General features: G+C 62.5%; 16 protein-coding genes. 14 read left to right on the top strand and 2 right to left on the bottom strand.

The features are described from left to right. The first annotated feature begins 32 nt into the window (after positions 1-32). Positions 33-596: a DUF4202 domain-containing protein gene (locus ACR1XV_RS10645; protein WP_480531072.1), complete on the top strand. Its 564-nt coding sequence runs from the start codon at positions 33-35 to the stop codon at positions 594-596. Here the strand turns inward: ACR1XV_RS10645 and ACR1XV_RS10640 are convergent. Further along, positions 593-1,243: a ceramidase domain-containing protein gene (locus ACR1XV_RS10640; RefSeq protein ID WP_480531070.1), complete on the bottom strand. Its 651-nt coding sequence runs from the start codon at positions 1,241-1,243 to the stop codon at positions 593-595. The genes ACR1XV_RS10645 and ACR1XV_RS10640 overlap by 4 nt on opposite strands. Positions 1,244-1,300: 57 nt before the next feature. Here ACR1XV_RS10640 and ACR1XV_RS10635 point away from each other — a divergent pair, with 57 nt between their 5' ends. From ACR1XV_RS10635 to ACR1XV_RS10625, 3 genes are read left to right on the top strand one after another with little or no spacing between them, the layout of a single operon-like run. Further along, on the top strand, positions 1,301-1,993 hold the full coding sequence (locus tag ACR1XV_RS10635) for a metal-dependent hydrolase (protein WP_480531068.1): 693 nt from the start codon (positions 1,301-1,303) through the stop codon (positions 1,991-1,993). After that, complete coding sequence (locus tag ACR1XV_RS10630; RefSeq protein ID WP_480531066.1) at positions 1,993-3,162, top strand: M24 family metallopeptidase; 1,170 nt, start codon at positions 1,993-1,995, stop codon at positions 3,160-3,162. Before ACR1XV_RS10635 ends, ACR1XV_RS10630 begins: the two co-directional genes overlap by 1 nt. Then, a complete protein-coding gene (locus ACR1XV_RS10625) occupies positions 3,159-4,127 on the top strand; it encodes a nuclear transport factor 2 family protein (RefSeq protein WP_480531065.1) in 969 nt (322 codons plus the stop codon). The genes ACR1XV_RS10630 and ACR1XV_RS10625 overlap by 4 nt, the downstream gene beginning before the upstream one ends. 4 nt (positions 4,128-4,131) lie before the next feature. Here the strand turns inward: ACR1XV_RS10625 and ACR1XV_RS10620 are convergent, their stop codons facing one another. Continuing rightward, positions 4,132-4,581 (bottom strand): nucleoside deaminase, encoded by a 450-nt coding sequence (locus ACR1XV_RS10620; RefSeq protein ID WP_480531064.1) that lies wholly within the window; start codon positions 4,579-4,581, stop codon positions 4,132-4,134. On the opposite strand from ACR1XV_RS10620, the gene ACR1XV_RS10615 reads away from it, so the two are divergent. From ACR1XV_RS10615 to ACR1XV_RS10570, 10 genes are all read left to right on the top strand, one after another. Continuing rightward, entirely contained in the window at positions 4,580-5,458 is an 879-nt protein-coding gene (locus ACR1XV_RS10615) for a pseudouridine synthase (RefSeq protein ID WP_480531063.1), read from the top strand. The two genes, ACR1XV_RS10620 and ACR1XV_RS10615, sit on opposite strands and share 2 nt — an antisense overlap. Before the next feature lie 175 nt (positions 5,459-5,633). Next, positions 5,634-6,548 carry a 5-bromo-4-chloroindolyl phosphate hydrolysis family protein gene (locus tag ACR1XV_RS10610; protein WP_480531061.1) on the top strand — a complete coding sequence of 305 codons (915 nt, stop codon included), beginning with the start codon at positions 5,634-5,636 and terminating at the stop codon, positions 6,546-6,548. A gap of 30 nt (positions 6,549-6,578) precedes the next feature. Next, positions 6,579-7,769, top strand: coding sequence for a toxic anion resistance protein (locus tag ACR1XV_RS10605; protein ID WP_480531059.1), 1,191 nt, complete (start codon positions 6,579-6,581; stop codon positions 7,767-7,769). Between the two features lie 14 nt (positions 7,770-7,783). After that, positions 7,784-8,740, top strand: coding sequence for a DUF2927 domain-containing protein (locus ACR1XV_RS10600; RefSeq protein ID WP_480531057.1), 957 nt, complete (start codon positions 7,784-7,786; stop codon positions 8,738-8,740). 22 nt (positions 8,741-8,762) lie between these two features. Further along, complete coding sequence (locus ACR1XV_RS10595) at positions 8,763-9,911, top strand: SPFH domain-containing protein (RefSeq protein WP_480531055.1); 1,149 nt, start codon at positions 8,763-8,765, stop codon at positions 9,909-9,911. A gap of 34 nt (positions 9,912-9,945) precedes the next feature. Continuing rightward, on the top strand, positions 9,946-11,037 hold the full coding sequence (locus ACR1XV_RS10590; protein WP_480531053.1) for a TFIIB-type zinc finger domain-containing protein: 1,092 nt from the start codon (positions 9,946-9,948) through the stop codon (positions 11,035-11,037). 57 nt (positions 11,038-11,094) lie between these two features. Further along, positions 11,095-11,763, top strand: coding sequence for a nitroreductase (locus ACR1XV_RS10585; protein ID WP_480531051.1), 669 nt, complete (start codon positions 11,095-11,097; stop codon positions 11,761-11,763). 31 nt (positions 11,764-11,794) lie between these two features. After that, entirely contained in the window at positions 11,795-12,232 is a 438-nt protein-coding gene (gene dtd / locus ACR1XV_RS10580; protein ID WP_480531049.1) for a D-aminoacyl-tRNA deacylase, read from the top strand. After that, positions 12,232-13,335 (top strand): glycerate kinase type-2 family protein, encoded by a 1,104-nt coding sequence (locus ACR1XV_RS10575; protein WP_480531047.1) that lies wholly within the window; start codon positions 12,232-12,234, stop codon positions 13,333-13,335. Before dtd ends, ACR1XV_RS10575 begins: the two co-directional genes overlap by 1 nt. 45 nt (positions 13,336-13,380) lie before the next feature. Beyond that, entirely contained in the window at positions 13,381-15,375 is a 1,995-nt protein-coding gene (locus ACR1XV_RS10570; RefSeq protein ID WP_480531045.1) for a CocE/NonD family hydrolase, read from the top strand. The last annotated feature ends 80 nt before the right edge of the window (positions 15,376-15,455 follow it).

The raw sequence follows: 15,455 nt of genomic DNA, 5'->3' as shown, positions 1-15,455 counted from the left end.
CACGCAGTTCAGGTAAGCCAACGGAGCCAAATATGAGCACTCGCAAGCAAGTCGTTCTGGACGCAATCGATGCGGCCAACGCGCAGGACCCCAACCTCGAAGACGGCCAGCCCGAAGCGCTGCTGTACGGCCAGCGCATGAGCGCCGAGCTTGACCGGCTGTTCCCCGACGCCTCGGACGCGCTGCAGATCGCCGCGCGGGGGCAGCATGTCGAACGCTGGAAACTGAAGCGGGCGGAATATCTCGAAGGTCGCGCCGGTTATCTGGCCTGGCGCAAGGCACAGGGAGTGTTTCATGCCGAGGTGGTCCGTGGCCTGATGGAGCAGGCCGAATACGGTGCGGATCAGATCGAAGCCGCCGAGCAGATGCTGCGCAAGCAGGGAATCAAGCGTAACCCGGAGGTTCAGGCGCTTGAGGATGTAATCTGTTTCGTATTCCTGAAATGGTATTTTGCACCCTTCGCGGCCAAGCATTCGGCCGAGAAAATCCAGCGCATCGTCGAAAAAACCGCCGTCAAGATGTCAGTCGAAGGGCGCGCCCGGGTTCTGGACGAGTTCGATCTTCCCGATCATCTAGCGGCGGCGTTCCGCGACTAGGCGCGGCGCATCAGGTGCCGCCGATAGACCTCGATCATCCAGCCCAGCATCGTGGCGTTCAAGATGTGCCACATGAAGTGCGTGCCCATTGGCAGGTGGGTGCAGGTCGGCTCATCCAGCGCGCGGAAGGTGATCGAGGCGATCAGGATCATCGCTCCGATCGCCAGTCCGCGTGCTGTGTCTGGCACTTTGCGGCGGAGCAAGGCGGCATAGATGAGAATCAACACGGGCACCGGCGCATAGGCGGCTGAGCCTCCCAGCCCGGACACCCACTGAAACATGGGGACGGTGAGGGCCGCATAGGGAAAGAACAGAGCGGTCAGCCCAAGTGCGTATGCCGGACGCATCCCCCAGACATCACGGTTCACGGCGAAGATATAGATCAGGATGAACAGCAGGATCGGCGCGACATCGGCCAGCGCGGCCCAGACCTGCGCATGGGTGTGGAACAGGTAACTGCCAATACCGATCAACGCCAGCACCGCCACCAGAGCCATCGCCAGCGGCATCCCCTGCCCGCGCACGCGCCGCCACATGATGAACGCCGCGACCAGAAACGCGGCGTTGGTTACGGCGTTTACCGGCTCGGCCCAATAGGCGGGCGACAGGCGCTCGCAATAGCCATCGATTTCCTGCGTCCAATCCATGGATTTTTACATAGCCGATGCTAGGCTGGCTCCAAGCCTAAATTGGGAGGATTTTTCATGAATATCATCTGGCTGGGACATGGCAGCTTTCGCATTGAAACCGCAGGGCAGGTTCTGCTGATCGATCCATGGCTGACCGGCAACCCGGTGCTGCCCGAAGATCAGCATGATGCGGCGGTGTCGGGGGTGACGCATATCCTGCTGACCCACACCCATTTTGACCATGTCGCGGACGTTCTGCCGCTGGCCAAACATCTGAACGTGCCCGTCGTCGGGCAATATGACCTGATGGGATACTGGGCCGAGGCCGAGGGAATCGAGACCGTCGGTTTCAACAAGGGCGGCACGGTTGATCTGAATGGCGTGAAGGTCTCGATGGTTCCGGCCTCGCACAGTTCGACCTTTTCCACGCCGGACGGTTTGCGGGCGGGCGGCACCGAGGTTGGCTATATGATCGCCGCCGAGGGTCGCATGGTTTATGTCTCGGGCGACACAGACATCATGGCGGATATGGAGTGGATGGGGGACTACTACAAACCCGACATCGGCATCCTGTCGGCGGGCGGCCATTTCACCATGGATATGAAAGGCACGGCCTATGCGGCCAAGCGCTATTTCAACTTCAAGACCGTCATCCCCTGCCACTACAAAACGTTCCCGATCCTCGAGCAATCCGCCGATGTTCTGAAAAGTAGGCTGCCCGGGGTCGATGTGATCGAGCCTGAGGTGATGCAGGCCATCACACTCTGATGCCGGCCTCGGATTTCAGCAAGACGGAGTATGCGGACCGTCTGGCCAAGACCCGCGCGGCCATGGCCCGACGCGGGATCGAGACCCTTCTGATCACAGATCCGTCGAACATGGCGTGGCTGACGGGCTATGACGGGTGGAGCTTTTACGTGCCGCAGATGGTGATCCTGCCCGCCGAAGGCGCGCCGCTCTGGTGGGGGCGCACGCAGGATAAGGCGGGCGCGGCGCAGACCACGTGGCTGGAAACGTCGGACCTGCTGGACTGGCCAGAGGAGCATGTGCAACACCCCGATCACCACCCCGTTGATGCGCTTGTGCTTGCCCTGCGCGAACGGGGCTGGACCTCGGGACTGGGTGTCGAGATGGACAACTACTACTACTCGGCCACCAGTCACCGCATTCTCGAACACGCTTTCGGCGCGTTGGCCGATGCCACCGGCCTTGTGAACTGGCAGCGCGCGGTCAAAAGCGAGGCCGAGATCGGGATGATGCGCAAAGCGGGCAGGTTGACCGCACATATGCACAGCGTCCTGTGCGACGCGTTTCGCGAGGGCCTGCCGAAAAACCAGCTTGTCGCCGAAGTCCAGGCGGCAGGGATCGCAGGTTTACCCGGCCTCGCCGGGGATTACCCCGCGATCGTGCCGATTGCGCCCTCGGGCCCAGAGGCCTCGGCCTCGCATATCACCTGGAATGACCGCCCTCTGACGCGCGGCGAGGCCACCTATTTCGAAATCTCGGGCTGCTATCGCCGTTATCACTGCCCCGCCAGCCGCAGCCTGTTTCTGGGCGATCCACCGGAGGACATCCGCCGGGCCGAGGCCGCCGTTCTGACCGCCATCGACGATGCCTTGACCGCCGCGCGCCCGGGGACCACCTGCGAAGAGGTCGCGACCTGCGTCTACGACAGCTTTGCCCGCGCCGGGTATGTCAAAGCCAACCGGACCGGCTATCCCATCGGGCTGAGCTATCCGCCCGACTGGGGCGAACGCACCATGAGCCTGCGACCCGGCGACAAGACAGAGCTGCGGGAGAACATGACCTTCCACCTGATGCCCGGCCTGTGGACCCCGGACTGGGGGTTGGCAATCACCGAGAGCTTTGTGGTGACGCCCGAAGGTGGTCAGCCGCTGGCAAACATCCCCCGCGACCTTGTGGTGAAAGCCGGATGACCCAGCCCATCCGCCCCTCGCCCGAGTTGATTGCCGTCGTGCAACGCTGGAACGATGCAGTTCGCAACAAAGACAGCGCCACGCTGTCCAACATGCTGTCGACCTCCGAGCATGTTCGGTATCAGGGCTCGGCGGACCAAGAGTTCTGGTCTGGCGCGCTGTTCCGGCAGGGGTTTCCCGACCATGTGGCCGAAATCCCGAAATTCGACTGGCAGGAACACACGCTCGAGGCGTTTGAATGCGGCGCGGTCGGTTGGGCCAATTGCGTTGCGACGCTGCGCTTTGACAATACCTCGAACGCCATGGTGCACAGGTTTACTTTTGTTCTGCACCTCGAAGATGGGGTGTGGAAGATGGTGCATGCCCATGTCTCGAACCCGACCCCCAATCTGGAGAAAATGGGGGTTGAGCACAAGGCACTGGACGCTTTGATCGCAGCCGCCCGCGACGGGTTTCGGCAGGATCAACGCGAAGGCATGGCGTCGGTCATGTTTACCGACATCGTCAATTCTTCGGCTATTGCCGAAAAACTCGGGGACCGGGTGTGGATCGATACCATCCACAAGCATTTCGACCTGGCGCGCCAGATGATCGAAGCCCAAGGCGGAACGCTGGTGAAATCGCTGGGCGACGGAACCATGTCCAGCTTTCCCTCGGCCGGTGCGGCGTTGATGGCTGCCGCCGAATTGCAGCAGCACAATGCGGCAGAACCGGGTGAACCGCCGCTACGTATTCGCGTTGGGATCCACACCGGGGACGTCATTCAGACCGATGACGATTTCTTTGGCACGGTGGTGAACAAGGCCGCGCGGATCGCGGCAACAGCTGCCCCAGGCGAGGTCTGTGTCTCTGACGCAACCCAGCTTTTGGTGGACGGGCAGGATGATCTGACCTTTGGCACCCCCAGACGGGTCACGCTGAAAGGCCTGCCCGGCGATCACACGGTCTATAGCCTGACGTGGTAGCACGCTATCGTCGCCCGGCGAAGAAGTCTTTGAGCAATTTCTCGGCTTCCTCGGCCCCGATCCCATCGTAGATTTCAGGCCTGTGATGCGCCTGCGGGTGCGAGAATACCCGCGCGCCATGGGCGACGCCGCCGGATTTCGGATCGGATGCCCCGTAATAGATGCGCCGGATACGTGCCGCCGCCAGCGCCGCCGCACACATCGCGCAGGGTTCCAGCGTGACATACAGATCATGATCCGGCAGTCGTTCCGACCCGGCCGCTGCACATGCAGCACGCAGAGCCAGAATCTCGGCATGTGCCGTGGGGTCGTTCATCTGGCGTGTGCGGTTGCCGTCTGCGGCCACAACCTGCCCATCCGGCGCAATGATCACCGCGCCGACGGGCACCTCGCCTCGGTCTGCCGCCACCTGCGCCTGTTCCAGCGCGAGTTTCATGTGGGATCGGAACTCCATGCCTCTGACTGCCTCAGAAACCTGTCTTTCGCAAGCCGCCGGGATGCGCTATGGCCGGGGGATGACAAAGACCCCTCCTCCCGGCGACCGGATCGCCAAAGTGCTGGCCCGCGCCGGTGTCGCCTCGCGCCGCGAGGCGGAACGCATGATCGAAGCCGGTCGTGTGACCGTGAATGGCAAACCCATCAGCAGCCCCGCGCTGAATGTGACCGCCAAGGACAAGATTACCGTCGATGGCAAACCGGTGTCCGAGCCGGAGCCCGCGCGCCTGTGGCTGTATCACAAACCGCCCGGTCTGGTGACGACCGCGCGCGACGAAAAGGGCCGCAAGACGATCTTTGATGACCTGCCCGAGGATATGCCGCGCGTGATGAGCGTCGGGCGGCTTGACCTGAACTCGGAAGGGTTACTGCTGCTGACCAATGATGGCGGCATCAAGCGCAAGCTGGAACTGCCCTCGACCGGGTGGCTGCGCAAATATCGCGTGCGGGTCAACGGACGGCCCAAGGACGAGGATTTTGAGCCCCTGCGCAAAGGTCTGGTGATTGACGGTGAACGCTTTCAGCCCATGACCGTGACGCTGGATCGTCAACAAGGGGCAAATGCCTGGCTGACCATCGGCCTGCGCGAAGGCAAGAACCGCGAAATTCGGCGCGCCATCGAAGATATCGGCTATGTGGTGAACCGTCTGCTGCGGGTCTCTTATGGCCCGTTCCAACTCGGCGACCTGAAATCCGGCGCGGTCGAGGAAATCCGTCGCCGGGTCATGCGGGATCAGCTGGGTCTGGAGACCGAGGATGGCCAGAAATCACCCTCCAAACGCCCCGCCCGGCCACAGCGCAAAAGACCGGCAATCGGCAAGAAATCTCGCAAGTGATGCGGGTTATTCAACCTTCCCCCTAGCGCCAAGCCCGCGCATCGCCTAACTTTTCTGTGATAGCCACAGTTGGGGGGCACCATGTCCGGGACCGGAGTGCAAAAATTGGCCTATGCGGCCTTGCTGGTGCTGCTGTTCGGCGTCTGCAGCGGATTGCTAGGGGGCCTGTAGAGACATGGCCAAGCGGTACGGCGGCAAATTCAGCCCTCAAGGCGATGCGTCCGCGCAGGATCAGGCTCAGCGCGGTCAATTCGACGGCGCCCGGGTCGAACCCGCAGGTGCGCGGGCGAATGTGCTGTTTGTACCGGCGATCCCGCTGGTGTTTCTGTCCCTGAATGATGGTGCCATCGGCATGACGGTCGGCTTGGTCGCAGCCGGGCTTCTGACCGCCGCCGCCTTCCTGCTGCGCGAAGGGTTGCGGGCCGAAGCAGCCTATAACGAGCGCCGCACCGCGCGCAGACCGGCCTTTCCGCGCAAGATGTTTTCAAGCGTTCTGACCGGGTTAGGTGCCGCGCTGGCCTCATACCGAACCGAGTTTCTGGACGCTGAGACCGCCGCGCAGGCCAGCCTGCTGGCCCCGGTGCTGTTTGGCGTCGCGGCAACGGTTTTGCACTCGATCTCGTTCGGAATCGACCCGCTGAAGGACAAGGGAATGGAAGGGATCGACACCTTCCAGCAGGACCGTGTTGCGCGGGTGGTTGAGGATGCCGAGACCCATCTGACCCAGATGACCGACGCGATCAAACGCGCAGGTGATCGCCGGATCGAAGCGCGGGTTGAGCGCTTTCAAGACACCGCCCGAGATCTGTTCCGCACGGTCGAGGAAGACCCCCGCGATCTGGCCGGGGCCCGGAAGTATCTGACGGTTTATTTGCAAGGTGCGCGCGATGCGACGGTGAAGTTCGCGGACGTCTACGCCCGTACCCGCGATGCGCAGGCGTTGGAAGATTACACCGCGCTACTGGACGATCTGGAACAAAACTTCGCAGCGCGAACGCGGAAAATGCTATTGGATGACCGCAGTGATCTGACGGTTGAAATTGATGTGCTGCGCGACCGGTTGCAGCGCGAAGGCGTCCGGTTGGACTGACCGGCCACTATTTGAGCGAGGATTATCCCCATGTCCGATGAGATCAAGAACAAAGCCGTCGAGGCCGAAACGCTGGTACAGGAAGTCACCGCCGTAGCCCTGCCCGAGCCGAAAGCCGAAATCGTTCCCCTGGAGGAGGCCGACGAACCCGTCGGCGCGGAAATCCGCAAGCGGATGAACGAGATCGACATGGACAACACCAACTCGATCGTGTCCTTCGGGTCTTCGGCGCAGGCCGAGTTGCAGGAGATCAGCCAGGCGATGCTTGCCGATGTGCGCAATAAGGATGTCGGACCCGCGGGCGACAGCCTCCGCAATATCGTGACCACGATCCGCGGCTTTTCGGTCAGCGAGTTGGACGTCCGGCGCGAGCGCAGCTGGTGGGAAAAACTGCTGGGTCGCGCCGCGCCCTTTGCCAAGTTCACGGCGCAGTATGAAGAGGTCCAAAGCCAGATCGACCGGATCACCGATGATCTGCTTGGGCACGAGCATACGCTGCTGAAAGACATCAAATCGCTCGACCTGCTTTATGAAAAGACGCTGGAATTCTACGACGAACTGGCGCTCTATATCGCGGCGGGTGAGGAAAAGCTGACCGAGTTGGACAGCCACGACATCCCGGAAAAAGAGGCCGAAGTGCAGGCCGCGCCCGAGGACCAACAGGTGATGAAAGCGCAAGAGCTGCGTGACCTGCGCGCTGCCCGCGATGATCTGGAGCGCCGGGTGCATGACCTGAAACTGACCCGTCAGGTGACGATGCAGTCTCTGCCCTCGATCCGCCTAGTGCAGGAAAATGACAAGTCGCTGGTGACCAAGATCAACTCGACGCTCGTCAACACCGTGCCGCTGTGGGAAACGCAGCTGGCGCAAGCCGTCACCATTCAGCGCAGCGCCGAAGCGGCGGCGGCGGTACGCGATGCTAATGATCTGACCAATGAGTTGCTGACCTCGAACGCGGCCAATCTGCGCGAGTCGAACAAAACGATCCGCCAAGAGATGGAGCGTGGGGTCTTTGACATCGAGGCCGTCAAACAGGCAAACGCGGACCTGATCGGCACGATCAACGAAAGCCTGGCGATTGCAGACGAAGGCAAAGCCAAACGCGCCGCAGCCGAGGAAGAGTTGCAGAAGATGGAAACCGAACTGCGCGATACGCTCGCCGCAGCCAAGGCGCGGCAGGACGGGACCGGCGACAACGCCGGAACGGCTGTCCCCGGATAAAGGAACAGACGGGCGTGCGGCCATCTCTCAGAATCAATTACGCACTGCTTGGCCTCTCGCTGCTGGTGTTGGCCGGTTGCGACGCGGCGTTGACAAGCTCGGTGGTACCGGAACCCCGCCCGGCGCAGCCGCAAGGCCCCAGCAACGCCTATGTCGCACCGTCGGCGGCAAGTCTCGATCTGGCGCGGTACTACCAAAGCGTGCAGAACAACCTTCTGACACGCGGGCTGCTGCGCACCGATGGCGGCGGGCCGGATACGCCCTATGATGCGGACGATCTGGCGCGCAATTTCGAGGCCATCGCCTTTTACAGCGAATACCCTTCACAAAACGTCTCGGCCGGAGCGCGCCGGACCAGCCGTCAACTCAGCCGCTGGTCGAGCCCTGTGCGGATCAAACCCGAATTCGGCCCCTCGGTCGCGCCAGAGATCCGGCAGTTGGATGCGGCCCAGATCGGGGCCTATGCCAATCGGCTGTCGCGGCTGACGGGGCATCCGGTTTCGACCGTCAGCCGCAATGCGAACTTTCACGTCTTTGTCGCGGGCGAGGATGACACGGCCTATGTGCAGGCGCGGTTGCGGCAGTTAATCCCGGGTATCGGGCAGGCGCAGCTTGATCTGTTCGATAAGCTGCCGCGGTCCTTTTATTGCTTCGTCTTTGCCTCGGCCTCGACCGGGTCGCCGCAGACCTATACGCGGGCGGTCGCTCTGATCCGGTCCGAGCATCCCGATCTGGTGCGGCTCAGCTGCATTCACGAAGAGATTGCGCAAGGGTTGGGCCTGCCGAATGACAGCCCTCGGGCGCGGCCCTCGATCTTTAACGATGATGACGAGTTCGCCCTACTCACCAGCCATGACGAAAAGCTGCTGACCATGCTTTACGACCCGCGCCTGCAACCCGGCATGAGCGCGGATGAGGCCCGCCCGGTGGTCCGTATCATTGCACGCGAATTGATGGGGCAGTCGCTCTGACCCCGAAGACAGGAGAAATCCAATGGGAATTTTTGATTTTCTGACCGGCGAATTTATTGACGTCATCCACTGGGTCGACGACACCCGCGACACCATGGTCTGGCGGTTCGAGCGTGAGGGGCACGAGATCAAATACGGCGCCAAGCTGACCGTGCGCGAGGGCCAAGCGGCGGTATTTGTGCATGAGGGGCAATTGGCGGATGTGTTCACGCCGGGTCTGTATATGCTTGAGACCAACAACATGCCGATCCTGACGACGCTGCAGCATTGGGATCACGGGTTTCAGTCTCCGTTCAAGTCCGAGATCTATTTCGTCAACACGACCCGCTTCAACGACCTGAAATGGGGCACCAAGAACCCGATCATGCTGCGCGACCCCGAGTTCGGGCCGACCCGTATCCGTGCCTTTGGCACCTACACTGTGCGCGTGAAGGATGCGGCGAAGTTTCTGGTCGAGATTGTGGGCACTGATGGTGAGTTCACGATGGATGAGATCAGCTTTCAAATCCGCAACATCATCGTGCAGGAATTCAGCCGCGTCATCGCAGGGTCAGGCATCCCGGTTCTGGACATGGCCGCGAACACCGCCGATCTGGGCAAGCTGATTGCGGCCGAGGTCTCGCCCGTTCTGGATGGCTACGGGCTGGAGATGCCCGAGTTCTACATAGAGAATATCTCGCTACCGCCTGCGGTCGAGGCGGCGCTGGACAAGCGCACATCGATGGGGCTGGCCGGAGATCTGGGCAAGTTCACCCAGTATTCAGCGGCTGAGGCCATGACGGCGGCGGCCAACAACCCCGGTCAGGGGGGCGGCATGGGCGCCGGTCTTGGCATGGGTATGGGCATGGCGATGGCGCAGCAGATGTCGAACATGGCAGCGGGTCAGCCGAGAGGCCCGTGGGGCGGTTCCACCCCCGCTGCCCCGCAGCCTTCGGCGCATGCGGCACCGCCCCCTCCTCCGCCGGTTGAGCATGTGTGGCATATCGCGGTGGATGGGCAGACCAGCGGGCCGTTTTCCAAGGCAAAGATGGGGCGCATGGCCGCTGACGGAGAGCTGACGCGCGAGACCCATGTCTGGACCGCAGGGCAAGACGGTTGGAAAAAAGCGGGCGACGTGCAGGAATTGGCGCAATTGTTCACGATCCTGCCGCCGCCTCCGCCGGGGGCTTGATCTGACCGTCACGAACCAGAGATCGAGGGCAGGTATGGCCAAGGACGAACACCGCTTTCCCTGCGACCAATGCGGGGCGGACTACCGGTTCAACCCCGATGACGGGACGCTGACCTGTGATCATTGTGGTCATTCCGAACCCATCGGTGCGGGCCCCTGGGGCGGCGCGAGCCTGCGCGAGCTGGATTTTGACGCTGCGATAGCGGAACGTCTGCCGGACAGCGAGATCGAAGAAACCCGCGTTCTCACTTGCCCGAACTGCGCTGCGCAGGTCGAATTCGACCCGAACACTCATGCCGCCGAATGCCCGTTCTGCGCCACTCCGGTCGTGACGGATACCGGTGTGAGCCGTCATATCAAGCCGCGTGGCGTTCTACCCTTTGCGCTGGATGAGCGCAGCGCGCATAAGGCGATGGGCGACTGGCTGGGGCGACTTTGGTTCGCCCCCAACGGCCTTAAGGAATACGCCCGCAAGGGGCGCAAGATGCAGGGCATCTATGTGCCCTACTGGACCTTCGATGCTGACACCAAGTCCAGCTATCGGGGGGAGCGCGGCGTCGTTTATTACGAAACCCGGACCGTCATGCGAGATGGGAAACGCGTGCAGCAGCAGGTACCCAAGGTACGATGGAGCCCAAAATCCGGACGCGTGGCACGGTTCTTCGACGATGTGCTGGTGCTGGCCTCTCGGTCGCTGCCGAAATCCTACACCGACGCGCTGGAGCCATGGGATCTGCCCGCGCTTGAACCCTATCAGCCGGAATATCTGGCCGGTTTCCGGGCCGAGGCCTATACGGTCGAGTTGCGAGAAGGATACTCCGAGGCGCGCGCGCATATGGCCCGGGTGATCGAGCGCGACGTCCGGTTCGACATTGGCGGTGATCGCCAGCGTATCCATGCGGTCGATACAGATGTGCGCGATGTCACGTTCAAACACATTCTTCTGCCGGTCTGGATGGCGGCCTACAAGTATCGCGGCCAGACCTATCGCTTTGTGATCAACGGGCGCACCGGCCGCGTTCAGGGTGAGAGGCCGTGGTCCGCGATCAAGATCACCATCGCGGTTGTGCTGGGCCTTCTGGTTGCTGCCGGCATTGGGTATCTGGTGGCAACCGGCCAGCAATAGCCTTGCGCACCGCGCGCCCCGGCGTCATCTTCGCGGCGACCAGACCGGAGGGCCCTTGTGACACTCACAGCGTTGAACCAGTTGCTGCACACGCGCCATTCCTGCCGTGCGTTTCGGCCCGATCCGGTGCCGCGTGATCAGATCGAACAGATCGTGTCCAGCGCCAGCCGTGTGCCCAGCTGGTGCAACGCGCAGCCTTGGCAACTGACGATAACGACCGGACCCGAGACCGACGCGTTCCGCGCGGCCCTTCTGCACGAGGCGACCAGTGGCACCCCGGCACCTGACCTGCCCTTCCCCACCGGCTATTCCGGTGTTTATCAGGAACGCCGCCGCGCCTGCGGATGGGCGCTGTATGACGCGGTGGGGGTTGAGAAAGGCGACCGCGCCGGTTCGGCCCGGCAAATGATGGAAAACTTCGCGCTGTTCGGCGCCCCACATTGCGCGATCCTGTCCAGCCCGGCAGAGCTGGGCGCCTACGGCGCGATGGATTGCGGAGGGTTCGTGACGGCGTTCGCTCTGGCGGCGCAGGCGTTGGGCGTGGCCACCATCCCGCAGGCCGCAGTTGCGTCGTATGGCCCGTTTCTGCATCGCTATTTCGACATCCCCGACGATCGCCTGATCCTGTGTGCGATTTCATTCGGCTATCCCGATCCCGACCACCCCGCAAATGCGTTTCGCACCGAACGCGCCGAGGTGGACCAGATTATTGACTGGCGCGAATAAACCCGCCCAACACTAAGCGAGAAACACAATCATGCGCGCTTTGCTTCAACGAATTTCCCGGGCCTCGGTGACAGTCGACGGCGCGGTCATCGGTCAGTCGGGACCGGGATTGATGATCCTTGTCTGCGCGTTGCAGGGGGATGGCGACGCTCAGGTCGTGCAGCTGGCGGAAAAGGTCGCAAAGCTGCGGATTTTCAAAGACGAAGCGGGGAAAATGAACCGTTCGATTCTGGACGTTGGCGGCTCGGCTTTGGTGGTCAGCCAGTTCACGCTGGCCGCGGATACGTCGCGGGGCAACCGGCCCGGATTTTCCGCAGCCGCCCCGGCAGCTGAGGGCGAACAGTTGTACGAGGCGTTTGCGCGTAAACTCGCGGCTCTGGGTATTCCGGTGGAAACCGGAGCGTTTGGAGCAGATATGGCGGTGGAACTGGTCAATGACGGGCCGGTTACGATTTGGATGGAAAGCTGATGCAAGCGTCACAACTGGCTTTGGAATTCTGGCGCGCTGGCGTTGCAGCCGTTGACGGCTATCACGCAACGCTGGAGGCCACGCAAAACATGGACCGCCCCGACCAGATATTGGCTGTGGGCAAAGCCGCAGGCGCGATGGCGCGCGCTGCGGCTGAGCGGTTCGGCAATGTGCCCGCTCTGGTCGTGACCAAGGATGGCCATGGCGACGGGCTGCCTGCGCATATTCGCGTGATCGAAGCATCGCACCCGGTTCCAGATGCCCGCTCACTGACCGGGGGCCGCGCGCTGCGCGAAGCCGTTGAAGGCATGGCCCCGGGCAGTCACTTGCTGCTGCAGGTTTCGGGTGGCGCGTCGTCTTTGGCCGAAGACCTTGTGCCCGGGAAAACTCTGAACGATCTCGCGGCACTGAACCGTCAGCTACTGGCCGATGGGCTGGATATCGGCGCGATGAATGCGGAACGGCGCAAACTGTCCCGGATCAAGGGCGGAGGGTTGTTGTCGCATTTCTCTGGCGGAAAGGCGACGGTACTGGCGATCTCGGACGTGCCCGGTGACGATCTGGGCGTGATCGGGTCCGGTATCGGAGCGCTGCCGGATGCGCCTGCGTTTTCGGCACAGACCTCGATCATCGCATCCAACGCCCACGCGCGCGACGCGGCTGCAGGGGCGGCGCAACAGGCCGGGCTTGAGGTTCTGGCCAATGAAGAGGCGATGCATGACGACTATCTGACCATCGCGACCCGCATCGGCGCGCGGCTGCGTCAGATGCCCAAAGGCGTGATGGTATTTGGCGGAGAGCCCACGGTTGTTCTGCCCGCCTCTCCCGGTCGCGGCGGGCGCAATCAGGCGCTGGCGCTGGCGCTGGCGCGTGAGATTGCGGGGCAGCCCGGGTTGACCGTGATCGTCGGCGGCACCGATGGCACCGACGGGCCGACCGACGCCGCCGGGGCCATTGTGACCGGAACCACGTGGAAACCTGAGGCCAACGATTATCTGCGGCGCGCCGATAGCGGCAGTTTTCTCGACACGGCGGGCGCGTTGCTGGTCACGGGGCCGACCGGAACCAATGTCATGGATCTGGTGATTGCAATCCGGGACTGATCTGACATCTTGGCCGGGTCCCTTTTCGGCCCGGAGATCAGACACATGGCGCAGCCCCCCAACACACTTCGCGAGATCGAGGACATCGCCGATATGAACATCACCATGCCCGACGGCTGCCGTCTGTCGGCGCGGGTCTGGCGGCCTGTCGATGCGCTAGACCATCCTGTTCCCGCGATTCTGGAACACCTGCCCTATCGCAAACGCGACAGCACCGCGACCCGCGACGCGCTGACCCATCCATGGTTCGCCAAGCGCGGCTATGCCTGCATCCGCGTCGACATGCGCGGCAATGGCGACAGCGACGGGCTGATGGAGGATGAATACACCCAACAAGAGCTGGACGATGCTGTCGAGGTGATCCGCTGGCTGGCCGATCAGCCTTGGTGTAATGGCTCGGTTGGGATGATGGGGATCAGCTGGGGCGGGTTCAACTCCCTGCAGGTGGCCGCGATGCAGCCAGAGGCGCTAAAGGCGATCATTACGCTGTGTTCGACGGCGGATCGTTATGCCGATGACATCCACTATAAGGGCGGCTGCCTGCTGAACGAGAATCTCGGCTGGGGCGCGACGATGTGGTCCTATTCCTCACGCGCGCCGGACCCTGCGTTGCGGGACAACTGGCGCGATCTCTGGCTGAAGCGCTTGGAAAACGAACCCTTCCTGCCTTCGGTCTGGCTGCGCCATCAGGCGCGGGACGCCTATTGGCAGCATGGCTCGGTCTGCGAGGATTTCAGCGCCATTCGTGCCGCCACGCTGGCGGTCGGCGGCTGGGGTGACGCCTACAAGAACACTGTGCCTTTGCTGGTTGAGGCGCTCGATGCGCCGGCGAAAGGGATCGTCGGCCCTTGGGTGCACAAATACCCGCATTTCGCTGTGCCCGAGCCCCGCATCGGCTTTCTGCAAGAGGCGCTGCGCTGGTGGGATCATTGGCTAAAGGGCGAGGATACCGGGGTTGCGGATGATCCCGACTATCGCGCCTATGTCATGGACGGCGTGCGGCCCGCACGCTGGTACAATGAACGGCCGGGACGATGGATTGCCGAGGCCGAGGGGGCGACCTCCCACCTGCCCACAACGGCGCTGCGCCTGACGGGCAATGGTCTGGGCGGCGCTGGGCTGCTGGATACACGCATCCGGTCGCCGCACACCTGCGGGATGGAGAGTGGCGAGTATTGCGCAATCTGGCTTGGCCCCGACATGCCCGGCGATCAGCGGGGCGACGATGCTTTGTCGGCCTGTTTCGACGGCCTGCCCCTGGAAACAGATACCGAGATCGTTGGCGCTCCGAAAATCCGGCTGCGGCTGAGCGCCGACAAACCGCAGGCGCAGATCGCAGTTCGGCTGAACCATATCCACCCTGACGGAGCCTCGACCCGGATCACCTATGGTGTGCTGAACCTGACCCACCGTGACAGCCACGCCGAGCCAACTGCCCTGACGCCCGGAAAGGTTTATGACATTGAACTCGACCTTGATCACATCGCCTATCGTGCGCCCAAGGGGCATCGACTGAGGGTGGCGATCTCAAGCGCCTACTGGCCGCTGGTCTGGCCTTCGCCCGAAACCGCCGAACTGCATCTGACAGGGGGGGAGATTATCCTGCCAACCCGCGAACTGGGCCATGGCGACGAATGCGCCTTTGCCCTGCCTGACGCCGAAACGCCGCGCCCGGTCACAACCCTGCGCGAGGCGCGGAATAACCGCCGGGTCGAGACCGATATGAACACCGGCCAGACCCAACTGATCATCGAGGATGACTTCGGCAAGCTTCGCGACGAGATGCACGGGCTGATCACCGGCAGCACCGCGTATGAGAAATGGTCGATCCATCCCGACGATCCACTGTCGGCCCGCGGCGAATGCCGCTGGACGCAGGAGATGCAGCGCGACGATTGCCAACTACGCACCAAGACCGGCTGCGAAATGTGGTCGGATGCCTCGCATTTCTATCTGCGGACCGATATCAAAGCCTATGAAAACGGAACCGAGGTGTTCTCCAAAACCGTCGAGGACGCCATCCCGCGCAACCAGATGTGATTTTCCGCACGGTCCGACCGGACATTAAACCTTGCCCGGTGCCCCGAAATGGGCGTAACTTGACTCGTGCGTCAATAAAA

The sequence above is a fragment of the Ruegeria sp. AD2(2025) genome (assembly GCF_056542385.1).
This window is presented reverse-complemented; position numbering and strand designations above follow the sequence as displayed.

Excerpts from the sequence above, each read along its gene's own strand:
- ACR1XV_RS10645 (WP_480531072.1), top strand. The coding sequence starts at position 33 with ATGAGCACTCGCAAGCAAGTCGTTCTGGACGCAATCGATGCGGCCAAC.
- ACR1XV_RS10640 (WP_480531070.1), bottom strand. The coding sequence starts at position 1,243 with ATGGATTGGACGCAGGAAATCGATGGCTATTGCGAGCGCCTGTCGCCC.
- ACR1XV_RS10635 (WP_480531068.1), top strand. The coding sequence starts at position 1,301 with ATGAATATCATCTGGCTGGGACATGGCAGCTTTCGCATTGAAACCGCA.
- ACR1XV_RS10630 (WP_480531066.1), top strand. The coding sequence starts at position 1,993 with ATGCCGGCCTCGGATTTCAGCAAGACGGAGTATGCGGACCGTCTGGCC.
- ACR1XV_RS10625 (WP_480531065.1), top strand. The coding sequence starts at position 3,159 with ATGACCCAGCCCATCCGCCCCTCGCCCGAGTTGATTGCCGTCGTGCAA.
- ACR1XV_RS10615 (WP_480531063.1), top strand. The coding sequence starts at position 4,580 with ATGCCTCTGACTGCCTCAGAAACCTGTCTTTCGCAAGCCGCCGGGATG.
- ACR1XV_RS10620 (WP_480531064.1), bottom strand. The coding sequence starts at position 4,581 with ATGGAGTTCCGATCCCACATGAAACTCGCGCTGGAACAGGCGCAGGTG.
- ACR1XV_RS10610 (WP_480531061.1), top strand. The coding sequence starts at position 5,634 with ATGGCCAAGCGGTACGGCGGCAAATTCAGCCCTCAAGGCGATGCGTCC.
- ACR1XV_RS10605 (WP_480531059.1), top strand. The coding sequence starts at position 6,579 with ATGTCCGATGAGATCAAGAACAAAGCCGTCGAGGCCGAAACGCTGGTA.
- ACR1XV_RS10595 (WP_480531055.1), top strand. The coding sequence starts at position 8,763 with ATGGGAATTTTTGATTTTCTGACCGGCGAATTTATTGACGTCATCCAC.
- ACR1XV_RS10590 (WP_480531053.1), top strand. The coding sequence starts at position 9,946 with ATGGCCAAGGACGAACACCGCTTTCCCTGCGACCAATGCGGGGCGGAC.
- dtd (WP_480531049.1), top strand. The coding sequence starts at position 11,795 with ATGCGCGCTTTGCTTCAACGAATTTCCCGGGCCTCGGTGACAGTCGAC.
- ACR1XV_RS10575 (WP_480531047.1), top strand. The coding sequence starts at position 12,232 with ATGCAAGCGTCACAACTGGCTTTGGAATTCTGGCGCGCTGGCGTTGCA.
- ACR1XV_RS10570 (WP_480531045.1), top strand. The coding sequence starts at position 13,381 with ATGGCGCAGCCCCCCAACACACTTCGCGAGATCGAGGACATCGCCGAT.